Source organism: Bacillus sp. mrc49, from assembly GCF_002803435.1.
The window spans coordinates 44,351-67,903 of sequence record NZ_PHNG01000710.1; the positions used below are offsets into that span (position 1 = coordinate 44,351).

The 23,553-nt window shown below is 40.1% G+C and carries 24 protein-coding genes and 1 pseudogene; 6 read left to right on the forward strand and 19 right to left on the reverse strand.

Going from position 1 to position 23,553, the window contains the following annotated elements:
• Nucleotides 1–94: 94 nt before the first annotated feature.
• From uraH to CVN76_RS19415, 3 genes are all read right to left on the reverse strand, one after another.
• Entirely contained in the window at nt 95–508 is a 414-nt protein-coding gene (uraH, locus tag CVN76_RS19410) for a hydroxyisourate hydrolase (RefSeq protein ID WP_100532673.1), read from the reverse strand.
• On the reverse strand, nt 417–623 hold the full coding sequence (locus tag CVN76_RS31475) for a hypothetical protein (RefSeq protein WP_198512600.1): 207 nt from the start codon (nt 621–623) through the stop codon (nt 417–419). The genes uraH and CVN76_RS31475 overlap by 92 nt, the downstream gene beginning before the upstream one ends.
• A gap of 200 nt (nt 624–823) precedes the next feature.
• Nucleotides 824–1,501, reverse strand: coding sequence for a TetR/AcrR family transcriptional regulator (locus CVN76_RS19415; RefSeq protein ID WP_157805717.1), 678 nt, complete (start codon nt 1,499–1,501; stop codon nt 824–826).
• Nucleotides 1,502–1,658: 157 nt separating this feature from the next.
• Here CVN76_RS19415 and CVN76_RS19420 point away from each other — a divergent pair, with 157 nt between their 5' ends.
• From CVN76_RS19420 to CVN76_RS19430, 3 genes are all read left to right on the forward strand, one after another.
• Nucleotides 1,659–2,624, forward strand: coding sequence for an aldo/keto reductase (locus CVN76_RS19420; protein ID WP_100532675.1), 966 nt, complete (start codon nt 1,659–1,661; stop codon nt 2,622–2,624).
• 60 nt (nt 2,625–2,684) lie between these two features.
• Nucleotides 2,685–3,134, forward strand: a complete 450-nt coding sequence (locus tag CVN76_RS19425; protein WP_100532676.1) for a nuclear transport factor 2 family protein — start codon at nt 2,685–2,687, stop codon at nt 3,132–3,134.
• Between the two features lie 694 nt (nt 3,135–3,828).
• The gene (locus CVN76_RS19430; RefSeq protein WP_100532758.1) at nt 3,829–4,281 is read left to right on the forward strand and encodes a helix-turn-helix domain-containing protein; all 453 of its coding nucleotides are present in this window, start codon (nt 3,829–3,831) and stop codon (nt 4,279–4,281) included.
• Nucleotides 4,282–4,435: 154 nt separating this feature from the next.
• On the opposite strand, the gene CVN76_RS19435 is transcribed toward CVN76_RS19430, so the two are convergent.
• The 14 genes and pseudogenes from CVN76_RS19435 to CVN76_RS19500 form a co-directional block, all read right to left on the reverse strand.
• On the reverse strand, nt 4,436–5,488 hold the full coding sequence (locus CVN76_RS19435) for a Ger(x)C family spore germination protein (RefSeq protein ID WP_157805718.1): 1,053 nt from the start codon (nt 5,486–5,488) through the stop codon (nt 4,436–4,438).
• Nucleotides 5,475–6,548: a GerAB/ArcD/ProY family transporter gene (locus tag CVN76_RS19440; protein ID WP_100532678.1), complete on the reverse strand. Its 1,074-nt coding sequence runs from the start codon at nt 6,546–6,548 to the stop codon at nt 5,475–5,477. The genes CVN76_RS19435 and CVN76_RS19440 overlap by 14 nt, the downstream gene beginning before the upstream one ends.
• Complete coding sequence (locus CVN76_RS19445; RefSeq protein ID WP_100532679.1) at nt 6,545–7,864, reverse strand: spore germination protein; 1,320 nt, start codon at nt 7,862–7,864, stop codon at nt 6,545–6,547. The genes CVN76_RS19440 and CVN76_RS19445 overlap by 4 nt, the downstream gene beginning before the upstream one ends.
• Before the next feature lie 658 nt (nt 7,865–8,522).
• Entirely contained in the window at nt 8,523–8,705 is a 183-nt protein-coding gene (locus CVN76_RS19450; RefSeq protein ID WP_232732356.1) for a DUF4083 family protein, read from the reverse strand.
• 125 nt (nt 8,706–8,830) lie between these two features.
• A complete protein-coding gene (locus CVN76_RS19455) occupies nt 8,831–9,760 on the reverse strand; it encodes a nucleoside hydrolase (protein ID WP_100532680.1) in 930 nt (309 codons plus the stop codon).
• Between the two features lie 22 nt (nt 9,761–9,782).
• Complete coding sequence (locus tag CVN76_RS19460) at nt 9,783–10,964, reverse strand: NupC/NupG family nucleoside CNT transporter (protein ID WP_100532681.1); 1,182 nt, start codon at nt 10,962–10,964, stop codon at nt 9,783–9,785.
• Between the two features lie 113 nt (nt 10,965–11,077).
• On the reverse strand, nt 11,078–12,013 hold the full coding sequence (locus CVN76_RS19465) for a pseudouridine-5'-phosphate glycosidase (RefSeq protein WP_100532682.1): 936 nt from the start codon (nt 12,011–12,013) through the stop codon (nt 11,078–11,080).
• Nucleotides 11,997–12,998 carry a carbohydrate kinase family protein gene (locus CVN76_RS19470; RefSeq protein WP_100532683.1) on the reverse strand — a complete coding sequence of 334 codons (1,002 nt, stop codon included), beginning with the start codon at nt 12,996–12,998 and terminating at the stop codon, nt 11,997–11,999. The genes CVN76_RS19465 and CVN76_RS19470 overlap by 17 nt, the downstream gene beginning before the upstream one ends.
• 67 nt (nt 12,999–13,065) lie before the next feature.
• Complete coding sequence (locus CVN76_RS19475; protein WP_100532760.1) at nt 13,066–13,965, reverse strand: EamA family transporter; 900 nt, start codon at nt 13,963–13,965, stop codon at nt 13,066–13,068.
• A 251-nt stretch (nt 13,966–14,216) separates the two neighbouring features.
• Entirely contained in the window at nt 14,217–15,320 is a 1,104-nt protein-coding gene (locus CVN76_RS19480; RefSeq protein ID WP_100532684.1) for a carbohydrate kinase, read from the reverse strand.
• Nucleotides 15,321–15,714: 394 nt separating this feature from the next.
• On the reverse strand, nt 15,715–15,924 hold the full coding sequence (locus CVN76_RS19485) for a hypothetical protein (protein WP_061140222.1): 210 nt from the start codon (nt 15,922–15,924) through the stop codon (nt 15,715–15,717).
• Nucleotides 15,925–16,340: 416 nt separating this feature from the next.
• The gene (locus tag CVN76_RS19490; protein ID WP_157805719.1) at nt 16,341–16,895 is read right to left on the reverse strand and encodes a cysteine hydrolase family protein; all 555 of its coding nucleotides are present in this window, start codon (nt 16,893–16,895) and stop codon (nt 16,341–16,343) included.
• Between the two features lie 300 nt (nt 16,896–17,195).
• A pseudogene (locus tag CVN76_RS32475) lies at nt 17,196–17,668 on the reverse strand (spore germination protein).
• Between the two features lie 118 nt (nt 17,669–17,786).
• Nucleotides 17,787–18,272, reverse strand: a complete 486-nt coding sequence (locus CVN76_RS19500) for a peptidoglycan-binding domain-containing protein (RefSeq protein ID WP_157805721.1) — start codon at nt 18,270–18,272, stop codon at nt 17,787–17,789.
• A gap of 236 nt (nt 18,273–18,508) precedes the next feature.
• Between CVN76_RS19500 and CVN76_RS19505 the strand changes: the two genes are divergently transcribed.
• Nucleotides 18,509–19,720 carry an L-lactate MFS transporter gene (locus tag CVN76_RS19505; RefSeq protein ID WP_232732358.1) on the forward strand — a complete coding sequence of 404 codons (1,212 nt, stop codon included), beginning with the start codon at nt 18,509–18,511 and terminating at the stop codon, nt 19,718–19,720.
• A gap of 59 nt (nt 19,721–19,779) precedes the next feature.
• Complete coding sequence (gene poxB, locus CVN76_RS19510) at nt 19,780–21,504, forward strand: ubiquinone-dependent pyruvate dehydrogenase (RefSeq protein WP_100532688.1); 1,725 nt, start codon at nt 19,780–19,782, stop codon at nt 21,502–21,504.
• Nucleotides 21,505–21,820: 316 nt separating this feature from the next.
• Here the strand turns inward: poxB and CVN76_RS19515 are convergent, their stop codons facing one another.
• Nucleotides 21,821–22,366, reverse strand: coding sequence for a TetR/AcrR family transcriptional regulator (locus CVN76_RS19515; protein ID WP_100532689.1), 546 nt, complete (start codon nt 22,364–22,366; stop codon nt 21,821–21,823).
• A gap of 333 nt (nt 22,367–22,699) precedes the next feature.
• Between CVN76_RS19515 and CVN76_RS31150 the strand changes: the two genes are divergently transcribed.
• Nucleotides 22,700–22,870, forward strand: coding sequence for a hypothetical protein (locus CVN76_RS31150; protein ID WP_157805722.1), 171 nt, complete (start codon nt 22,700–22,702; stop codon nt 22,868–22,870).
• Here the strand turns inward: CVN76_RS31150 and CVN76_RS19520 are convergent.
• A complete protein-coding gene (locus tag CVN76_RS19520; RefSeq protein ID WP_100532690.1) occupies nt 22,841–23,233 on the reverse strand; it encodes a hypothetical protein in 393 nt (130 codons plus the stop codon). The genes CVN76_RS31150 and CVN76_RS19520 overlap by 30 nt on opposite strands.
• Nucleotides 23,234–23,553: the final 320 nt, after the last annotated feature.

The window sequence follows — 23,553 nt, forward strand, 5'->3', positions numbered from 1 at the left end:
TCAAAAAACTATAGACAAACTCGATTCAGATCGAGCATGTCTATAGTTCGAGGGATACCTTATGTATCTTCTCCCATACAACTTGTAAACTAGCTTAGCTTCCGTGATATGTGCTGTAGCCTCCAGGTGCGGCTACAATTGGTACATGGTAATGTTGTTTAGAATCAGTCACTTTAAAACGAAGTGGAACTTCGTCCAGGAATTCATCTGCACCCTTTGTGCCTTGTTTATCAAAGTAATCGCCTATAAAGAAATGGATTTCATACGTACCTTCTTTCATTTCCTTTGGTGTAAGCAGTGAACCAACGCGCCCCTCTTTATCCGTTTTTGCCGTGTGTAAGTATTTCATCTTTCCCTCTTCATTCACTCGATATACTTTAACTTTTACATTTGGTGCAGGTTTCCCTTTTACTTCGTCAAGTACGTGTGTAGAAAGCCCCCCCCATTGGTTTTGCTGGAGTTGTCGTTTTCTTCGTATCTTTGACCGGACTTTCGTTACTTGCTGCATGTGCTACCTGATCATTCCCTTGATTCTGTTGTACCTGCTCTAATTGACCAAATCCCAGAAATCCTGCACAGGATAGGACAGCGGCACCCGCTATACTTGCTACGTATTTTTTCATTCATAATTCCTCCTTATTCTGTCAATAGGTATACAATACCTCCCATATGTTATGAAACTCTAACGAAAATATTAATTTTTCCTTAACTGCCCACTTATTTTGCGACCACTTTCAAAAATATTCTTTTGAAAATGAGAAAAAGGCTGCCGCAGCAACCTCCCTTATAAAAACTCTTATATTTTTGTAAAAGTATACTTGCCCTAAAATAAGTCCCGCGTTAGCTTCTTTGATATATAGTCGAGCTGATTTACCATATGGTTATCGTCAACTTGCTCTGCATGGTCAGCTTTAAAGAGCTGAAGCTTCTTCAGCCTATAATAATCCAATAATAATTGATGAAGTGTCAGACCGTTCAGCATTAGGAATTTAGCATCTATCATGGATCGGACCAATACATCATCTTGTAGAAAGATAAGCTTTTCATTAACTGTATTGAATATGCCTTTTTCTTTTCCCTCTTCATAAAAGACCGTCATTTTTTCTTCTCTTCTTTGCATCGCATCCCGCAGTTGATCGTGTAAATATGGATACATGATTTGAAGCTCATTCAAAAATACATCCGAGATATAGGCGGCAAGTAAAATCGATTGTTCGAATAATTGTTGAAAACCCTTTGTAAACGATTCGACCGTATTATTTGATTCGACAACAAGTTCATTTAAATAGTCAACGAAACTATTGACAGACCCTTGGATAACATCTTCTTTGGAAGTGAAATATTTGTACATGGTCGCTTTACTTACATCCATGTATTTCGCCATATCATCCATACGAATGGATTGGAAGCCATTCTTCCTTATAATGGGGATGATTTTAGTGAGTAATCTTGTTCTCATGTCATTTTGAGAACTTTGATTTTGTTCGTTGTTCGCAGTCAAGTCGTTCTCCTCCTTCACTTTCTTCATTATTACATAAAAAACTAGGGAAATAAACACAGTGAACGAAGTAAACTATTTTAACCATTTTAGTTTACTTGGTTCGTCGTTGGTGTTATTCTATTTTTGATATAACAAACGAAAGGGAGCTGCTAATGATATGAGAACACGAAAATTAGGAAATAGTGATTTACAAGTGTCAGCTATGGGCCTTGGGTTGATGGGGATGTCTGGAACATATGGTGCCACAAATGACAAAGAATCCACTCGGACCATCCACCGTGCGCTAGAGTTAGGTGTGGCATTGTTAGATACAGCCGATATTTATGGAAATGGACATAATGAAGTGCTTCTTGGAAAAGCATTAAAAGGACGGCGGGAACAAGCCATTATTGCTTCCAAGTTTGGTTTCTTACCTGACTACAGCGTGAGCGGGCACCCGGATTATGTAAAAAAATCAATAGACGAGAGTCTTCGTCGATTGGATGTAGACTACATTGACCTTTATTATCAGCATCGCGTAGACCCTAATGTCCCGATTGAAGAAACAGTAGGAGCGATATCCGATTTAATAACGGCCGGTAAAGTTCGTTATCTTGGTTTATCGGAAGCCGGTGCTGAAACGATTAAACGCGCTCATGCCATTCACCCAATTTCCGCTTTACAAACCGAATACTCCCTTTGGAGCCGGGATATTGAAGATGAAATCTTGCCGGTTGTTAAAGAATTAGGTATTACCCATGTGGCATACAGTCCACTAAGCCGTGGGATTATCTCTGGGGAATTACGTAAGTTTGAAGATCTTGCTGAAGACGATATTCGCAGATGGTTACCACGTTACCAAGGAGACAACTTCCAAAAGAATCTGGATGTTCTGGAAGAAATAAAAAAAATCGCAGAGGAGAAAAATGTTACACCCTCTCAATTAGCTCTAGCATGGACAATGGCAAACGATGCCTTGCCGATTCCTGGAACAAAACGCATCAGCTATTTAGAAGAAAATGCAGCTGCCGTTCATATTACCTTGACAGCTGAAGATTTGGAGCGTATCGAGGCAGTGAGTCCAAAGGATTTGGTACATGGAGAGCGGATGCAAAGCGAGCAAATGAAACAGACTAATTTATGAAACGGAAATGATTTATCCACGAATATAAAAAATCATGAGGTGTCAGGGAGGATAAGCAGAATGAGACAAGAACGATCTTTAGAAGAAAGAATTCAATATCTTGAGGATATTGAAAGCATAAAGAAGCTACAAGCCACATATGGACATTATGTAGATAAAGGCTGGAATGGCAAGGAAGTGGATTTTGAAAGCCTTCCTGCTCTTTTTACTGAAGACGCCACTTGGAAATGTGCAGCTATGGGTGTCGATTCTAAAGGAGTCAATAATATTATCGACATGTTGAAAGAAGCGACTGCCGACGGTGAACTTGGCATGCATAGCTTCACTAACCCGATCATTAACATTAAGGGAGATCAAGCGACCGGAAAATACTTGTTATGGGTTGGTGTAAAAGGTAACGGTGTAACAAACCTCGTTTATCAAAGTGAGGATGTTGAATACCTACGCACAGATGAAGGATGGAAAATTACCGCTATCAATCTTCATTTTGCTCAATTATTGAATTCATAACTCAAATGATGTTAACTCTTAACCAAGATAAGCCCTCCTGCAGATTGACTGGAATGCAGGAGGGCTTGTTCATTTACGTGAACCGTAATGCTTTGCACCGCTAGGTTAGCCAAGCCAGACAACGTAACACCATGCCCCAGATATAAACTGTTCCAAGGAAGGTCTAATTTCACTTTCTCACAGTTGACCTCTAGCTCCCGTTACCTGCACCATGAAGAAACCCACCAATCAACTCATCGTCTTCCATATCAGATAGAGAACAAGCCATGCAAAAAGGAGAAGCATTATTTACATTTGCCAATAAAACCGGATAATGACATTTTTTTCACTCAATTTTCAAAGGAATACTATACACTAAAATATGATCTTAATTGAACCAACCAGGCCTTGAGCTGTATCTGACAAAGCGCTCATTTTTATATTTTCAATATGTGGATCTGAAAGAACCTTACCGTTTTTGAGGAGTTAATCATGACCCATGATAATAGCTAATAATTTTTGAACATACTGTAGAAAACGGCGTCCATATCTCCTCGATTCAAGCATTAAGCGATTTCCAAAAACCAAAAAAACCTTGATAAATCAGGGTTTACCCTGGTGTAACCCAAAGGTTGCACGGCAATGCGCCCAATACTCGCTTTACTTTAAAGGTGCCAACTCACCATACTAGGATATGAAAGGAAAGGAATTATTCATGATACTTAGCGAACGATTGAAACAAGAACGGGAAAAGCGGAATTGGTCACAGAATGATCTTGCAGAGAAGATTCATGTGAGTCGGCAATCTGTGTCGAAATGGGAAACAGGAAAAAATTATCCGAGCATCGAAGTAATCATTCATTTAAGTGATTTATTTCATATTACAATTGATGAATTATTAAGGAGTGACGAGGAATTGAAAGAAAAAATAATACGGGATAGTAAGCAATTGGCATTTCCAAAGAGGAAGGTATTCTTTGATAGTGTGTTTTTACTTGGATCATTTTTGTTAGTATCCAAACTCATCATTTTGGGCCTTAACAAATTTGCTGGCACAGACATTACGTTTTTAGAAGGTATGCCAGCTGTGTCGAATTTCCTGCCATTGGCGCTGATGCTTATCGGTGGTATCGGCTCCGATCATTTGAAAGATAAATATGTCCCCTGAATAGAGAGCTGTCTCAAAGTCTCTTTTTGTACAAAAGCTGAAAGACGGGCGGATACATGAATTGATTTCCCCCTTCGTAAACGGGCGGCTGAGGACCTTGAAGTTACCCTAGGTCGCCTTACTCGAAGACTCGGAATTGCAATCCGAACGGATTTTACTCCATATTGACTTCGACCTTGAAATTCACCTTCAGTTCGGGAAAATATTCATCCCTCCAGTTTTTTAGTTCATTATAAGAAATCAACTGTTGAAATTCCTGCCCAAAGCCAAATATATCGGTATGGCTTTCCTGCATTCTCTTAAGTACTTGGAAAAACCGCTTTTCAATAACTCTTTCAAGTTCTTCAATGATTTTTTCATTTGTGACTCCATCATTTCTCTCTAAAACGTTTATTTTTATATTCAAGTTGCTAGCCAATGATGGTTTATTATTTTTCAACGATGGAGTCAGTCGAATTGAACTGTTTGAAACCATAATACTGGCAAAACCTAGGCTCTCTATTTTCCCTTTTTCATTTTTGTTTTGCAGCACACGAATTAATTGGATTTCTTCCGGTTTGAATCTATCCATTAATTCGCCTTTTTTCAAGATATCTGAGCCTTCGAAGATTAATACTGTATTCTTTCCTGAACGGATGACAGGAACGGCGATATCTTTAGTGGAAGAAAACAGGCTCCGATACACTTCCCAAACTGGGGTACTAAAGATCTCTGGAGCCCAGTCAGCCCCTTTATTAAAAAAGTCATAGATGGAAGAAGCATGGACACCCAATTTATCGTTAATGCTAGATAATACATCCTCGACATTTTCATCTGTAATGGCTATTAACGACCTGGACGGAATCTCTTCTGAGCCCATTAAAAATTTTACAATGGCCGTTAATTCCTTTTGATTATGCGCCAAGTTGTTTTGAACGACAATCAATCTTATTTGTGTGTAATCAACGGCATTTTCCGAGTTTGTCCTGATTTTCCCAAGTGCACTTGTAATCGATTCGCCTTTCCCTGTTACGACCTTCGATACTTGGCTTTCATTTTTGAGTACAGGTATTTGTAATGTCACTTTATACTGTCCGCCCTGTTCCTTGGAAATGCCCAAGACTAACGGAATGGTGCGCTTATTAATATCTTTGATATCCCAACATCCGCTGAGAATGATGATCGTCATACATACGATAGAAAGTTTAAATAGTCTATTTTTCTTCATGCCCCCTAACACCTCTATTCGACCAGGATCCATAGATAAATATGGTTATTGGAATGATGATCATGAAAAAAGCTTGAGCACCTGAGCTCCACAAAAAATATTTTTCCAGCAAATATTTGTTTGGAACAACTAACGCGAAAATAAATGCGATGAAAGAACAAGCAATAATCCAATATGAAGAATGCCATTTGAATATTTTTTCCATGATGGTTCCTATCATCCAAAATAAAACTGAATTCGTCAGTATCACTAATCCGACCAGCAACACACCGAAGAATATGGCTTGTCGATTGAATGAAAACCAGCTAATGTCTATTGAGTCCATTGCTTCCAGGAAAGGATTTTTCAGCGTAACGACCGTATCTTGTCCGAAAATGAATAACGGGATATACACGACTGATAGGAATAATAGCGTTACAATCACCCATGCTCCAAAAAGTTGACGAAATATCAATTTTGTTTTGGAAGTCATGAACCCCAAAAACAAAAATGAGGAAAATCCTAATAGATAAAAAAATTTAATATCCACCAAGAACTTGGGTGGAAGATTCAAACCAGGCGTCACATTATGTATATTAAAATTTATTACAGAAGAAAAAATATTCAAAACCACCAAAGGGATAACAAACAGGAAAATGAAAATGGCGGAACGCAAAATTGTTCCTAAACCTTTTAAAGCTGTATATATCGAAATGAAAAATAGCAGCATCAATATTGCCCAATAAGGGGTTCGAGGCAAAAAAATCGAAATGATGACTTCCGTGTGGATGCGAATGTTGAGGGAAGCTAGCGCAATCAAGTTGATCACAAACGGAGTAAGGAAAACAATTGCCGCCCACCTTCCCATGTTCAAATAAATATCAATGACATTATGTGTCGGAAAGTAATTTAACCCTTTAATGTAGACCCAAATCAACATCAATTGCAGAAGAGCTTGGCAGATGATGACTTCCCAATGAGCTGTTTTCGTTAACATATATATGAGATTAGGATATACAACATAGCCAAAACTTAAATGTATGATAATGAAAACTGCTGCGATTTGTATCCGTTGCGTCACTTTGTCGCTCCTTCTTTTTTAATACGGAACGTCATATAAGGAATGTCGTCCGATGTTAGACTAGCCAAGTATATTATCGTGAAAATAAAACCCGTACATACCCCTAAAATGCCGAAAAGTGATGCCAATATCAAAATCGGATATTTCAGCAAGCGAATGTACAAAGAATTCTGCATGCCGATGACCGACGAACTTGCAATCACGACAGCCGTGATCACAATCACCAACAAGTTACTGACTAATTTGGCCTCCACCATCGCTTGTCCCAGTATGATGCCTCCAACCATTGTAATGGCCGGTCCGACGCTTTTGGGAAGTCTTACAATCGCTTCTAGTATCAAATCAACCAACACGACCATGGCGATCGTTTCCAGAAAGGCCGTTAACGGAATGCCCTCCCTGCTCTTAGCGACAAACAACGCAAGATCCAACTTAAATACCTCCGGATTCACTGACACCAAAGCAACATATAACGCAGGGAGGATCAGCGTGGCCACAAGCCCTATCACTCTAAAAACCCGAAGCATAAATGAAAGGATCGAAGGGAAATTGCGATCATTTATACTAACTAACATATCCCAAAGGAGGTTAGGAAAAACAAGCGCAAACGGACAATTATCCAAAAAAAGCACGATTTTGTTCTCTTTTAATGAATGTATGGCCGAAATCGGCAATTCGGTGGCGAAAAGATGACTGACAGGACTCAACCTGCGTTTACCAAATTGCAAATTAAGGTCATCAATTGTATCAATATCTGATTTGATCCCTTTTAACTGCTGGTCGACCTTGTCAATAAGGGCATTTGGGGTCCTGCCTTTAATATAGAGCATGGATAACTTTCGTTTTTCCAGCTCTCCGACTTCATAGGAACAATGGCATAGACTTGCAGTGGTAAGCCTTTTTCTGATCATCCCGACGTTCGTATTGATATCATCTCCAAAGGCATCCGTAGATGATTGAATCGGACTTTCATTTTTAGGCTCGGAAACGCTGCTCCTCAAATTTTGAACGATGGGATTAACGACGGCATTTTGTTTGCCGTCTTCTGAAACGATCACTAAATTGCCTTCTAAAATCCCTTTAATCAGCTGTTTTGTTTCAACGTTCACCAGGTCATTAAGATTTATGAACAAAGCTTTTACTGACGTGTTCGAATCTGCCATTTGTTGAACATATAATTTCGACTTCGTTAAATCGACCAGCGTTTTGAACCCTATTAGAAAGATTTTTGTTTGATCTACTAGTTCTTCTTCAATGAAAAAATCGCCTTGATTGGAAAACGTGGTCTCAATTTCTTTTACTATTTTATTCCTCATTAAATTGCCCCTTAACCACTAGTAATAGATAGATTATTTGCAATAAAGACCGTTTTTATTCGATACATACCGACTGACTCAAAGGCAGTCATCCTCTGTTTATTACAAATCTCATGCATCTAAACTGTTTTAGTTCGATAAAAAAAAGCTGCCTTAATGGCAGCTTTCAGACGTAAAACAAATAGAATTTGTCTACATTTCCGTATGGGTTTGTTCCATTTGAACCTTGATGAAGCTCTGTACACTGTTCGTTCCTTTATCCTTTGGGTGTAAACGAAGATAGCGTTTCCCTCGCTTATCCAGGGGCGGTCCGTGAGCCTCGTCGATGCTATTGTGCCTGCAGTGTCTCACGAAGACGCGCATTTCCCGATATTGCCTTGCATAATAAAACCGTCTTAAAGACAGCTCCGCGCTTCAGCCTACTTACTGTTAGTTGATTACATCGAATTCTATCGTTTAAAGTGAGGAAATCAGCCTCTAAGGTCCAGTTTTCTTAAATCTCGTCGATATTGCTTCCCGGGCGGATAACAACAAAAAAGCCGCCCATTAGCAGCCCTGAACTTTACCACTAATCGTATGCCTGCTTAACAAAAACAAGCAAAGCATCATTTGGTCACCTACTATGCAAAAAGGCGGACGCCGAAGCGATCCCTGTTAGTCATTCTTTCTTATCCTTTTCAAGTAATTCAATTATTCTATCGAGTTTTTGTTCCATATTGCCGGACTTGCTTGGTTGTTTAGCGGGACGTGCTCGAACAAAGTAATAAACAGCGAAAAATATTCCTACTATGACAATAATGATAAAAAATTGATAAATCATGTCGCCAGAATTAATAAACAAGAAATCACTCCTTTACATAATCAGATGATTATACCACAATTTTCAATTTTTTAACTCCGCAGGAAAAGGCGATCCTTCCAAATGGAAGGATCGCCTCTGTTAATTCGTTATTCTCATGTGAATTCTTAGAATTTCTTCAACGCTTCAATCATGAAACTCCAAAAGCCTTCGACGTCCAGTTCCAATCCATACTTGGCATTTACTTTTTTTCCCGTAACCCCATGCAAATCAATTAAAGTCGTACCTGCCGTAAACTCTCCTTTCGTTTCCACTGTTATATTCACTTCTTTCATTTTGAACAATTCTGGTGCAACACAGTAGGCGACAGTTAATACATCGTGTACCGGTGCCCCTGCAAAGTTGAACATTTCTTTGTATGTCGAGGCGAAGAATACTAATAATTCTCCAACTATTTTGGCCACATGATTATCAATTTTTTGCACTTGATCGATGACTTCTTTTGTAGCCAGAGCTTGATGAGTGATATCCAGTCCCATGACCGCTATTGGAATGCCGCTATCAAATACTTTTTTTGCCGCTTCCGGATCTGCCCAAATATTAAATTCTGCAGTTGGCGTCCAGTTCCCAAACGTTCCGCCGCCCATAAGGACAATCTCCTCTATATTGCCCTTGATCTCTGGCGCTTTTAATAAAGCCAAAGCAATATTTGTCAAAGGTCCTGTCGGAAGAATCGTAACAGGTTCTTTTGACTCTTTTACAAGGCGTATGATCGTATCGCAGCCATGTTCATCACTCCAGCTTCGAGAAGGTTCAGGCAGCTCCGGACCATCAAGACCTGAATCACCATGAATACCAGGTGCCGTTTCTCGTAAGCGAATCAACGGTTCACTTGCCCCTTTTGACACCGCAACACCGGATAAAGATACTAAATCACAGATTTTCAACGCATTTATTGTCGTTTTTTCAATTTCCGCATTCCCGGAAACCGTCGTGATTGCCAAAATCTCCAGCGATGGTTGTGAAGCGGCCAAAATAAGTGAAATCGCGTCATCATGCCCTGGATCACAATCCAAAATGATCTTTTTCGTTTGCATCATACCCTCTCCTTTATAGGAATTACATGACAATCCCCATGATCGTCCCGGAAATTACGGAAGCTAATGTAGCACCCAGCAAAAGTTTCAAAGCGAATCTGGAAACATGATTGCCCTGTTTTTCACTAATGGACTTGATTGAACCTGAAACAATGCCTACCGTTCCAAAATTCGCGAAGCTAACCAAATAAACCGATACAATGGCAATCGTTTTATCAGAAAGGTTTTTTGATATTTCACCAAAATTCAGCATCGCAACGAATTCGTTGGTAACAAGCTTTGTAGCCATTATTCCGCCTGCCTTTACAGCTTCTGGCCACGGAATGCCCATTAAAAAAGCGATTGGTGCAAACAGATATCCGATAACCGTTTGGAAGGAAAAATGAAAAACACTTAGAAAGATTACATTGATCAATTCCATCAAGGCAATGAATCCCAATAACATCGCCGCAACCGTGATAACGATTTTAAAGCCATCCATTACACTATCCCCAACCATCTGGAAGAAGGGGACTCTTTGATTCTCTTCCAATTGAATCAGATCCTCATTATTGTCCAAGTCATATGGATTGATGATATTAGCAATGATAAGAGCACTGAAAATATTCAAGACAACAGCGGTAACAACATACTTCGGTTCCAGCATCGTCATATATGCTCCAACCATCGCCATACTTACCGCACTCATTGCCGAGGTACAGATCGTATATAGCCTTTTTGAAGATAAATGTGGAATTTGTTTAATAATTGTAAGAAATACTTCTGGCTGACCAAGGACAGCTGTAGATACCGCAAAATAACTTTCCAGTTTCCCCATTCCTGTTATTTTACTTAATATCAAACCTAAATATTTGATTAGGAATGGCAATATTTTTATATAATTCAATATTCCAATTAACACCGACATGAACACCAAGGGTAATAGAGCTACAAAGAAAAACGTTGTTGCCCCTTTATTTACCATCCCGCCAAATACAAACTGGATTCCGGAATCTGCGACCGCCATTAATTTTTCAAAAAATTGGCCTACGCTGGTAATTGCAATCAGGCCAATGCTAGTATTCATCATCGTGTACACTAAAAGGATTTGCACGGCCAACATGATCAGAATTCGTTTATATTTTATTTTCTTCCGGTTATTACTGAATAAAAAAGCGATGATAAAAACAAACAGGATCCCTGTTAGCAAGAATATAAAATCCATTCGACCATCCCCCTAGAGTGTTAACGCTTTCAACGTTATTAAAAAAAACTTCTATAAGTCTAGTTGTCTAGTATAACAACACGGTGAGCTTATAGAAGTGGTGTTGGTGATGCTTACACTCTCAGTTTATTATCACTTAGTTTCTCATTGAAACTTACTGCTATTTGGGTTCCCACTTTAGCATTATGCTTTACTAATTCGATATTGGCTTCAAGGCTTTTACCGCCTGTTAATTCTTTGATTTTCCCAAGTAAGAATGGCGTACTATCTTTACCGATGATATGGTTTTCTTCCGCTTCCCGGATTGCTTGAGTGATGATACCATTGATGTAATCCTGATCCATCGCATATTGTTCCGGAATTGGATTAGTAATGACTGCCCCGCCCTTTAGGCTTAATTCCCATTTGGTTTTTAATGTTTCAGCAATGACATCTATTGAATCCGTATAGAAGTTTAATTTATGCTCACTTTCCCTAGTGTAAAACGCTGGAAGGCATTCCGTTTCATACCCTATTACGGGAACCCCTTTTGTTTCAAGGTATTCAAGAGTAAGGGCCAAGTCCAGAATCGATTTAGCTCCTGCGCATATTACAGCTACATCGGTTTGAGCCAATTCCTCGAGGTCGGCTGATATATCCATAGTCGTTTCCGCTCCTTTATGAACACCGCCAATACCGCCTGTTACAAAAACTTTGATGTCCGCTAACTCCGCGCAGATCATCGTTGTAGCAACAGTTGTTGCCCCTAGTTTTTTGGTAGCGATAATTTGCGCCAAATCACGTCTTGATACCTTGGCCACATTTGGGCTTTTCCCAAAAATCTCTAGTTCTTCATCTGTTAATCCGATTTTGATTTTTCCGTCAATGATGGCTATTGTTGCTGGAACCGCACCGTTATCACGAACAATTTGTTCAACTTCACGAGCCATTTTGACGTTTTGAGGATAAGGCATACCATGAGAAATGATGGTGGATTCTAAAGCAACTACCGCTTTGCCTGACGCTTTTGCTTCTTGCACCTCTGAAGACAGTTCAATATATTTTTTCATTTGTAAATTCCTCCATATCCAATTTAAATTGAGTTTGTGACAATTCTTGCCTAACTGTATATTTTGACATGATCGTTTTATGAGCATTGACCAAGCCCGATTTGATGACAGATTCAAAATCCTTCTTTTGTAACCAAGAATAAATGACACCTGAACAAAATGAATCTCCTGCACCTGTGACATCCGCCACTATGGGCGTTTCAACAGATGGGAAATGCTGTATATAACCTTTGGCACCTCCAGTCATGACCCCTTTTGATCCGTTGGTCACAATAACATTTCTTACTCCTAACCTCAGCCACGATTTAACCGAATTTTCCCAATCGTTCCTATCGTTGATTTTGACATTCAAATATGTTTCCGTTTCATCTTTATTGACAATCAGCCAACTCACTGCGTGCATCTTTTTAGGAAGCCCACTCATTTTTTGAGATGAAACAGGGATAATGACTAAGGGAATATGATGTTTAGCGGTGAACAATCCAAGATATTCTATTGTTTCACTTGGACAATTCAAGTCCACCACAATACATTTGGCCGTAAGGAGAATATCGATATTTTTCAAAAGCAATGCGGGTGTAATATAATCAAAAACCTTCATATCGGCCAGGGCTAAAGATAAATCGCCGTTTTTGTCAATAACGGCCGTGTAGGAGCCCGTTGATATGTCGTCAATTTTAATGACATGATCCAAATTCATAAAAGGCGAGGATGATTGATAAATATCGAACCAATCAGCATCATTTCCTCGTGCTGAAAGCAATATAACTTCTTCCCCTAAACGTCCTAAGTTTTCAGCAATGTTTCTGGCAACTCCCCCAACCGTTCTAGAAGATCCTATGACAGGATTGGAGGTTTTTTTAACAATTTCATTTTTGGTATATAATTTTTTATCAATATTCGCTCCCCCTATACAAATAATGGGGGACTTTTGTTTTCCCGCATTAAAAGCAATAGTCAAAATCAACACCCCCTTTTTAAACATTTGTTTCTTTGTTAAACATATGTTTAGTATACGCTTACATTTTAACTTGTCAATAAATTTTAAAAATTTAGTTAAATGCTTTTTCCTTATTTTTATTTCCCAGCATGCGCTTTCCACTTAAAGTCGATAAAAAAATGCCCAAAATTATGATTAATACTCCAAACATTTGCAACAATGTCACCATTTCATTTAACAAAATTACCGAGACCATCATTGCGACTGGCAGCTCAACTGCACTCAATATTGATGATTTACTTAATCCTATTTTCGGAATGGATATGCTGAACAGATAAACTGGTAGAATCATTCCAAATAAACCTAATGCCAGACCGTATATCCAGAGACCGTCACTAAATAGAGTGCCATCCCAGACTATTTGTGGAGTTTGGAAGACAGCTGTCGTTATGAAAGCAAAGAAAGAAACCAAGACTAATCGATTTGATGTTGCCATGCTTGGATTTGCTTTGCCATTAAAAAATAAAAATAGAGAATAGCAAACGGCTGCTCCCAGCCCCCATAGCCAACCTTGAAAAGGTACCTTCTTTAAGTCGACATCCATTAGGCCAGCTGCTGGAATGGTTCCGACAAATAATAATAGTATGGAGATGTATTCAGCTCGCCCAGGAAATTGTCGTTTTGCAATACAAGAAATCAGCATGCCGATCCATGTAAACTGAAATAAAAGAACAACAGCTAAAGATGCAGGCAAATAATTCAAGGAAAGACCATACGAAATATTGGTCATCCCTGTCAAGATTCCCACGGGGATCATATTTTTGATTCCACTGATTTTCAACTTTTTTCTTTGAACGGCAAATATACAAACTGCTAGCATAAAGCCCATGACAAATTGGCTTGTAACTGCTTCCGAGGCTGAAAAACCATCAAGCATAGATAGTTTTATGATTGTTGAAACTACACCGTAGCTGCATGCCCCAATAACCACAAACAAAGGATAAAAGTACATTTTACTCATTGGATCTTTCTCCTTTCATATCTCACTACCGAATATAGATAGGTAATAATGAGTTTTAAAACAAAAGTTTATCACAAAGACAAATGTTTAGTAAATGCAGAATAATTTAAATTCACACAAAAAAACCGGAAATTTTCTTGAAAAAAGAAATTTTCCGGTTTTTTTATATTTTGTTCTAAATATACACGTAAATCCCTCTGCTTATTGGTTTCATGGAACTAAAGCCAAAGTTATCCTTGCCATCAATCCATATCATCCTTGTAGCCATCTTCAGCAAGTTCGTAAAGGAGCTCATCCGTAATATCTGCATTGGTGTTCCATGTTTGCAAGGTAATTGAGGAAGCTGCCATGCCAAATCGTAAAGATCGTTCGAAGGATTCATTTTGATTCATGCCGAATAATATGCCTCCTATCAATGCTTCATCGACTCCATTGTTACATTGAAAATTATCTTGTAGTGGAAGCAGATGCTCTTGCCTTCCATCATTAGCTGCCCAAAAAATCCCCTGCCTGTCCAAGGTGATGATGACCTGTCTGACTCCTCTTTGAATGATTTGCTCGGCTGCTTTCTTACAATCTTCAATCGTAACGACTTCCATATTGGACATTATCGATATTTCACCACGATTGGCAATCAATAAATCTATGCCATGTAAATTAGTTGGCATTCTCGATGCCTTAGGCGCTGAAACGGGATTAATCCATAAGTTCAATTTTTCTTTTTCACATCTTTTGATAAGATAAGTCAAGGTTTCTTCCGGAAGGTTGGAATCTGCAAATATTATATTGGAAGAGGCAAGATGCGACCAACGTGCTTCAATGAACTCAATGTTAAACTGGTCATAGATTTGCATATCAGCCACCGCTAAAATCATTTCACCAGAATCATCAAGAATGGATGTATATGTACCTGTCTTTTCCATATTCAATGCTAAGCATTGACTAACATCCACTCCGTATCTTTTTGTTTCTTCCATTAACCATTTTCCTTCTTGGTCATCCCCGATCAAAGTAATCAATGATACTTGGCATCCTAACCTTCCGAGGTTCTCTGATACATTTCTGGAAATACCGCCACAGGACTGTCTAACCGCTGCCGGGTTGGACGTACCATACTGAATGGGCTTCAATGTTTGTGACATACGATCTATATTGGCGCCACCAATGCAAGTAATTCGTGACTCTTCCCGCACGATATAGGCTCGCCCTATTATTTCTCCCTTTTTCGTCAGAGTTGAAATATATCCAGCCACTGCTGATCTTGATAGTCCAAGTTTTACTGATAATTCTTGTTGTGATATAAAAGGATTCTCTCTGATTAATGCCAAAATATACTGATCCTTCACCTTATTTCCCTTCCTTCTCTAACATCTGTTGTATGAGTATTTGTGAGTTTATGTACATTTAATGCTTGCCCCATCCTTCAATACTTATATTTTATAAAATATTTGTGTTAATGTGAAATTGAAGCAGTCCTTCTCCTGATTTTATATACTCCATTACAAGAATAGAGTCCGTTGACTTGCTTCATTCCGATCTTATTTATCCAGTCTTCAAAACAAGCATCACTGTATCGATTTCACCAAAGTCTTCATGATGCGCATCATTGCCCTTCACAAATTTTCACTAACGCACATTGTTATATCAGAATAGGAGCAACAAATTTGATCCCTTCCTCCTAATAAAAAAAGTGCCAATTTCTTTTCAATAGAAACCGGCACTCCGTATATCCGCTACATGTTACCGAGCCGCTTTAGGCGGTTGGCATACGTCACATTTACGTTGGTTATTATTTTTGAATTTCTTGAATGTTTTTTCAAAGTTACTGCCGCAGGTACATTTAAATAGTAACTTTTGCGAAAAACCGTGATATTCCGTCGTTAGCAACTTACTTTCCGAATTGCCCTCAACGAATTCTTTAATTTTGCCAATGGTCCATTGTTTGTTCACTCTCTTACACCTCCAGTTTTTGTATCGCTAAGCGGAGGCTTTTTCTTGGCATCCGTTCAATTATAATCATCCTAAGTTAACTATTATAACATGAATTGATAGGCATTTAATAGCTTGAACTATGTTATGAACTGTACTCGAACACGCCTCGAAAGGTTGTTTTTTCTTCGTGGTCATTACATCATAACGGCTACCCACTTCAGGCAATCGCCCAAAGGAGCCTCGCACACCCGCTTCATAAAAAATATTGACCAAGCGGTGACAGTGAAACAATTAGTTCGTAAAATGGAAGATTCCATGGATCGCCTTCATTCATGAAAGAAAATAACATGCTCTTTTTATTGGAATCAAAAAAGGAATCGGAATTTTTCAATTCCCATCCCGTTTTTTCTATAAACTGAGCGATTAGCAATCGCTTATTGAGGGTGGATTTCACTTTCGATCCAATCAAGTTCTGTTGTTTTTTTCAAACATATCTTTGCATTTGGACTCCAAAAGTTCTTTAACGTTTCATGGACATGTTCAATGATGCGGGGAGCTGAGAGGTGATTTGCATCATTCGTTGTGTGGGCATCACCGATAAGGGTGACATCATAGCCTAAATCAAAGGCTCCCCTACATGTGGAATCAACACAGTATTCCGTCTGTGCCCCACAAATGTAGAGCTCCGTTACACCTAGCTTGTCGAGTGTTTGTTGTAATGGGGTGTGGCTAAACGAATTCGGCACGCTTTTAAAGATGGTCACCTCTTGAAGGAGTGGCTTCTCAAGACTCGGGTGAAACTGCCACCCAGGTTCGCCTTTTTTCAATGGACCTTCTGGCGACTCGTGTTGAATATAGATAATCGGTATTTGCAGTCCTCTTGCAGATTGTATTAAATGGTTGATGTTGTCAAGTACCTTATCGCGTTTATAGCCTTCTTCCACGACGGCCGTTTGCATATCAATGATCATTAATGCTTTCTTTTCCACCCGTAAGCACCTCCGTTTTTCACTCGTTTCAATCATATCAAAACTCTGACTTTTTATACACATGAACAAAAATATATTGATTTTCATGTATATCCAGCAAAGGGCGTAAAATTTTGGTTCGAAAGCAATCCTTCAACGTATTGTTTCCCTCCTCATTATTTATAATTTTATTGGTGTGGCTTCACTTTTTCGAGTTGAGGAGCGGAACTTGGGAAACCGAAGATTATAAGAGGACAAAAAACACGAAAAGATGAGCCAGGAAATGTATCTACCGGTTCATCTTTTTTATGTTTTCCAGTCTCATCTTGACAAAACTTGTACCTGAATAATGATGATAAATCTTAGGATACTAAATGCTGCTGCGAGTCCTGAATTGCCAAACAGGGTTCCGATGATGAGACCTACGAGATGGATCAAGTTTGCTGTAATGGCTGTTTCACCAATTAAGATAGGTCCAATCAGTGCAATCAAGATCACCAGGTTCTTAGGTATCCTGTTACAAGCATCTATAACGACACGAAATAAAATAATGAGTATGATGACTTCCCATATTGTTGGTAAAAAGGCAAAAAACGTATGATTCTGATGGAAAACCTTCCATAATTGATCGTATAATCATCCGGTGCTTGTAAAAAATCCGTGAACATCGACGGAAAGATCATTACTTGTGGATTACCATCTACCATCAATATTTCACGTCCATCCAATATACCGGAAGCTATTACATCAGGTCGTTCTGAATTCAAGGTTAAAGGAAAGAGTGTTTGTTTCAGTTATTGTGATCGACTAAAGATTGTCCAACTAACATGCCCCGTTAGTTGCATAAAGAAAAAACGTGCCTAAGCGGTCACGTTTTTCGTATGAAGGAAATACCTTTACTTCTATATTATTTTAATTGGCATACAAGCGGTATTGATCGCTTAAAGTATCTCCATTACCGTAAATATAGGCTTTAGATCCGGATGTGTAGGAGGAATCATCGTACTGCCATTTGATTCTGAGCCCCATGTTTCCACCTGCTCCATAGGTGTTCTTGCCGTTTTTCTTAATATAATGCGAAAAGCTGTCCCACGTCCTGGGACCAACCACACCATCCACTTTCAGGTTGTTTTCTTTTTGATATTTCCTTACACCCGCTTCAGTTTTCGGTCCGAATATTCCATCGACGTCAACAACCGCTGAATCGGTATAAAATCCCATTACATTCAGGATATACTGCATATTTCTGACTTCCACCCCAAGGGTGTCCTTACGCAAAATAGAATTTTTATCCCAGCTATCAGGATGGTGAAATCCTCCGGCGGATGCGAAAGCGGTGGAAAAAGTTATCCCTAGGGCCATTGTCAATACTACCAAGCTGGTGAGTAATTTCTTCAAAAAACCATCTCCCTCTTTTTTATGCATCATAACCACCTTAACTATTTCCCCTCAACCCTTATATTCCCCTTCCGACCAATGTCCTGTTTTGATAAGAATGCCAAATATCCCCTGAAGGAACGATGGGTTCATATATCCTAAAGCTTCTTTCCCCCCCTTTACACGGTTCCTCGATAATTACGAATAGTACTACAATCATGATGGTCATAATAAAAGCAATCTAGAAGCATACCCAAATGGTATCAATGAAAGGAGGAAAAAATATTCCTAGAGTTAATAAAGGATCGATTGTTTTTGGTACGATCATCATTCAAATAGGTTTGGGCACGATTTACACGTGGAGCTTATTCAATCAGCCCTTGGCAGACAAATTCGGCTGGAAACTGAGTTCAGTCGCCATCACCTTTTCCATAACGAGCTTCGCTTTGGCAGTTGCGACGCTCTTTGCAGGGAGATTGCAGGAAAAATGGGGCCTCCGTTGGCTGATCGCTTTAGCCGGAATCGTGCTTGGAGCTGGATTGATCGCAAGTTCATTCGTTTCAAAATTAATGGTTTTATACATCACCGCAGGGGTGGTTGTCGGATTCGCGGATGGCCTGGCCTACATTACCACTTTGTCCAATCTTATAAAATGGTTTCCGGACCGCAAGGGGCTGATTTCAGGAATTTCCGTTTCCGCTTACGGAATGGGGAGCCTGCTATTCAAATTCATCAACACATGGTTAATAAATAATGTCGGTCCTTCACAAACATTTATGTACTGGGGAATCATTGTGATGGCCATGGTGCTTATTGGATCGCGTTTTATACGGGAGGCACCGGAAGCCGCTGGTGATGCGTCCGCTCTTACAGACTCGAACAATTATACAGTCAAGGAAATGATGAGGACAAAAGAGGTATACCTATTGTTCGTCATGTTTTTTACCGCTTGCATGAGCGGGCTTTACTTAATCAGCATCGCCAAGGATGCAGGTGTCCAATTGGCTGGATTGGATGCGGTCACTGCCGCGAATGCCGTAGCCATGATTGCCATCTTCAACACGATCGGGCGTCTGATCCTGGGAGCCCTTTCGGATAAAATCAGCCGGATGAAGGTGATTGCCTTCAGCTTCCTCGTCACCGCTGCAGCAGTTCTTGTATTGACCCTGGGGAATATTAGCTTCGGTCTCTTTTTTACGTGTGTGGCGGGGATCGCCTTTTGCTTTGGAGGTAATATTACCGTCTTTCCCGCAATCGTTGGTGATTTTTTTGGTTTAAAAAACCACAGCAAAAATTATAGTATCGTCTATCAAGGCTTCGGCCTCGGTGCCCTTTCCGGATCGTTCATTGCTGCCATCATCAACGGATTCAGGCCGACGTTCATGATCATAGCCGTATTATGTGTCGTGTCCTTCATCATTGCTCTAAGAGTGAAGCCCCCAAAAGCTCGCAGGGGAAATCCTTTATAACCATTGCATCTCCCAATTAGGAAGCATCTATTATCACCATGACATCTAGGAGGAAAAGAATGAAGCAAACAATCGCAGACCTATTAATTGACTCATTATTGCAAGCAGGTGTGAAAAGGATTTATGGAATTGTTGGAGACTCCTTGAATGCTGTCCTTGATTCCATCAGACGCTCTGGCAAGATCGAGTGGATTGGGGTCCGTCACGAAGAAGTCGCAGCATTTGCCGCAGGCTCGGATTCCCTGTTGAGCGGCAGCATCGCCGTTTGCGCAGGCAGCAGCGGCCCTGGGAACCTTCATCTTATCAATGGCTTGTATGATTGCCATCGCAGCCGGATTCCCGTTTTGGCTATCGCGGCCCATATTCCGAGCAATGAAATTGGCGGCGAGTATTTCCAGCAGACCCACCCTGAACAGCTTTTTAAGGAATGCAGCCACTTCAGTGAACTGGTGTCGAAACCTGAGCATATGCCTCGTATGGTCACAATCGCGATGCAGCATGCGGTTTCAAGGAAAGGTGTAGCCGTTTTGGTTCTCCCGGGTGATGTAGCTGCAATGCCTGACAGTGAAGCCGTCCCTGAGAAGGTCGTACATGTGACGGAACCCGTTGTCCGCCCATCCGATGCCGAATTGCAAAGGCTGGCGGAATATTTAAATCAGGGCAAGCGAATTACATTATTATGCGGTGCAGGCTGTGAAGGCGCCCACCCCCAGCTGATGGAACTCTGTGACCGGTTGAAGTCACCGATGGTCATCGCCCTACGTGGGAAGGAGCATCTTGAATATGATAATCCTTACTCTGTAGGTCTTACAGGTTTGATTGGCTACTCATCAGGATATCACGCCATGATGGATTGTGATGTATTGCTGATGCTCGGAACCGACTTCCCATACCGACAATTCTTCCCCAAGAAAGCCCAAATCCTTCAGGTTGACCTCAGGGCTGAGCACCTTGGGCGGCGGGCAAATTTAACATTGGGCCTATGCGGTGATGTCAAGAATACGATTGAAGCATTGCTTCCCTATCTAACAGAAAAGCATGGCCAGCGACACTTGAATAAATTTGTGGATCATTATAAAAATGTCCGCGAAGGGCTTGATGAACTAGCGGTAGGCAAACCAGGCCATACACCCATCCACCCTCAATATTTAACGAAAATGGTCAGTGACCTTGCCAGCGAGGATGCGATCTTCACCTGTGACGTAGGGACACCTACCTTGTGGGCAGCCAGGTACCTTGAAATGAATGGGAAAAGGAGATTATTGGGATCCTTCAATCACGGTTCGATGGCAAATGCCTTGCCGCAAGCAATCGGGGCGCAGTGCATCGATTCAGGCAGGCAGGTCATTGCCCTTTCTGGCGATGGGGGCCTGTCCATGTTAATGGGAGATATGCTGACCCTGCGACAGCATAATCTGCCCGTAAAGATCATCGTATTCAACAACAGTGCGCTTAGCTTTGTCGAATTGGAGATGAAGGCAGCAGGCTATTTGGAAACCGGTACAGAGCTTAAAAACCCGAACCTGGCAGCCGTTGCCGAAGCAATGGGAATCATGGGGATACGTGTAGAAGATCCAGCAGACCTCCAGGATTCACTGAAGCGGGCTTTTGAACATGATGGACCAGTATTATTGGATGTACTTGTGAATCGCCAGGAAATATCCCTTCCGCCAAGAATAGAATTTGACCAAGCACATGGTTTTACATTATGGATGGTCAAAGCAGTGCTCAATGGTGATGGCAATAAATTAATCGAACTTGCCAAAACAAATCTCCTGCGCTAGTCAGGTGATTTAAAAAGGGATCCGCTTTGGATCCCTTTTCATTCTATAGCTTCCTAACAGAGTGAGCCCTCCCCAGATCGAGGCTTATTGGATATATTAGAAACGCATTGGGTAAAGCGAGCAGTAAAGTGCCTGATCAACATATCTGGTTGTCCAGGCATTAGAACTGCAAAGTATGTCTTGCCGTGACAATCTAGGATTCGAATGTCTTCATATCGGACTTTCCATGTTTTTTGATTCCAGATTGGCCAACAGCGTTTGAATTTGCGCTTACAATACTCCCCACTCAATCCGGACCCATTCATAATGGAGACAATTATAGGTTCCTGTCCAATAAAAGTCCCAATTGTTCTGCGACGACTTGAGGCGGATCAGGTATATCATTCGTGAAATATGATTCGACTACGCCTACTACAGCCGATCCAAAGAACCTAAGAACGACTTCTTTGCTTAATCCTTGATTTTCCCCTTCGTTTATATTCACATCACCGCTTAATTCCTCCATGACAAATTCCAGGAACTGACTCCGAAAAGCGGAAGCCCCCTTGCTCTTTAACATCGTCGAAAAGAATAAAAAATTCCTTTCAAAGTATTCGAACCAAATCAGATTCGCATTTATGAAATCCATTTCCGATGCTGATCGGCACAGTTTTCTTAGTTCGTTAATATGTTCTTCAATGAGCTTATCCAGTAAATCAAACTTATCGAGATAATGATGATATATTGTCCTTCGGCCTACATTTGCCCTGTCGGATATATCTTGTATCGTAATCTGGTCGAAATTTTTTTCAGACATCAGTTCGATGAAAGCTTTTTTAATCGCTTGTTGGGATTTGAGTATTCTTCTATCCACCGTGGACATTGAAGTCACCAAACTTTCTTTAAATTAGGCTCTTTTATTGCTTTTAAAACGAAGCAATTCCAGATTGATTGAAGCAGATTGCGAAACTCCTGCGGGAGCAGCTGGACAAGTGAGACTGAACAGGTGTTCACGCCGAGGAAGCTCACCGCCGCCCTCTGTAAAGCTGTCGATTGGAGGCGAAATGCTTCGACACTTCACATTATACACAAATGCGCAATATCGCATCAATATGTATTTCTTTATGTACAAAGCACCATCAGCCAGAGAATGCATGAATTAGATGATTTTTTTCGAAGTAAAATGTAATATATTGGTTGAAAAGGAGAGGAATTCATGAGCAAAAAAGAAGAGGAAAAAAACAGCCTAAAAAGACCTTCACTGGATAGAACAGGTCTTAGATCCTTTAGTGGAAATCCCGAAGACTTTGAATTATCTTTTTATGGAATATTCATGGCTTGCATCCCCATCTTCATTTTAGGCGGTATCGTTTGGTACAATTGGTAACGTTCTTTTACAATGGCTTTTTAATTGTGTTTTGGCTTCTTCCACGATCGTTGTAATTAATGCACCCTTTGTTAAACTTTCAATATTATCACCATATTGAAGGTCATGAATTTTTTCACTAATATCATACCAGACTGATAAACTTTCATTAAGGAAATGTTTACGGACGACGGTATACATCTCATAAGCGATTTCAAGAACATCTCCTTCACCATTTGAAATTTTCGTTAATAATATCTCCATATAATCATTTGTACAATCTTCGGGTAAAGGTTCCTGCAAACCTAATTCTCTTATAGATCTTGAAAAATAATCTTCAACTTCAAAAATACTGTCTGGTTCACAAAAAGAAGCTAAAATCATTCATGACTGTGATGAAAAATCATTCTCCAGCATGTGTACAGCCCATTTGACGTAGTCGATCGATTGTACTCTACCTTCAAATTTTTAAAATATAAAATGTTTGTGTCCACTTGAACCCTCCTTTCTAATGCTTCCCTATGGTCAGTAACTACTGTCATTTAAGTCACCAACCAAGCTGATCATTCCTTATCTTCGGCGTTGCCGAAAAAATACAGCCCACTTAAAACCGATCCACACAGTACCCATCCTATACCTGAAGCTGTACCGAAACGTTTTTCAGAGGGTGTATGAATCGGTAGATAACGGGAATGATCAGCTGA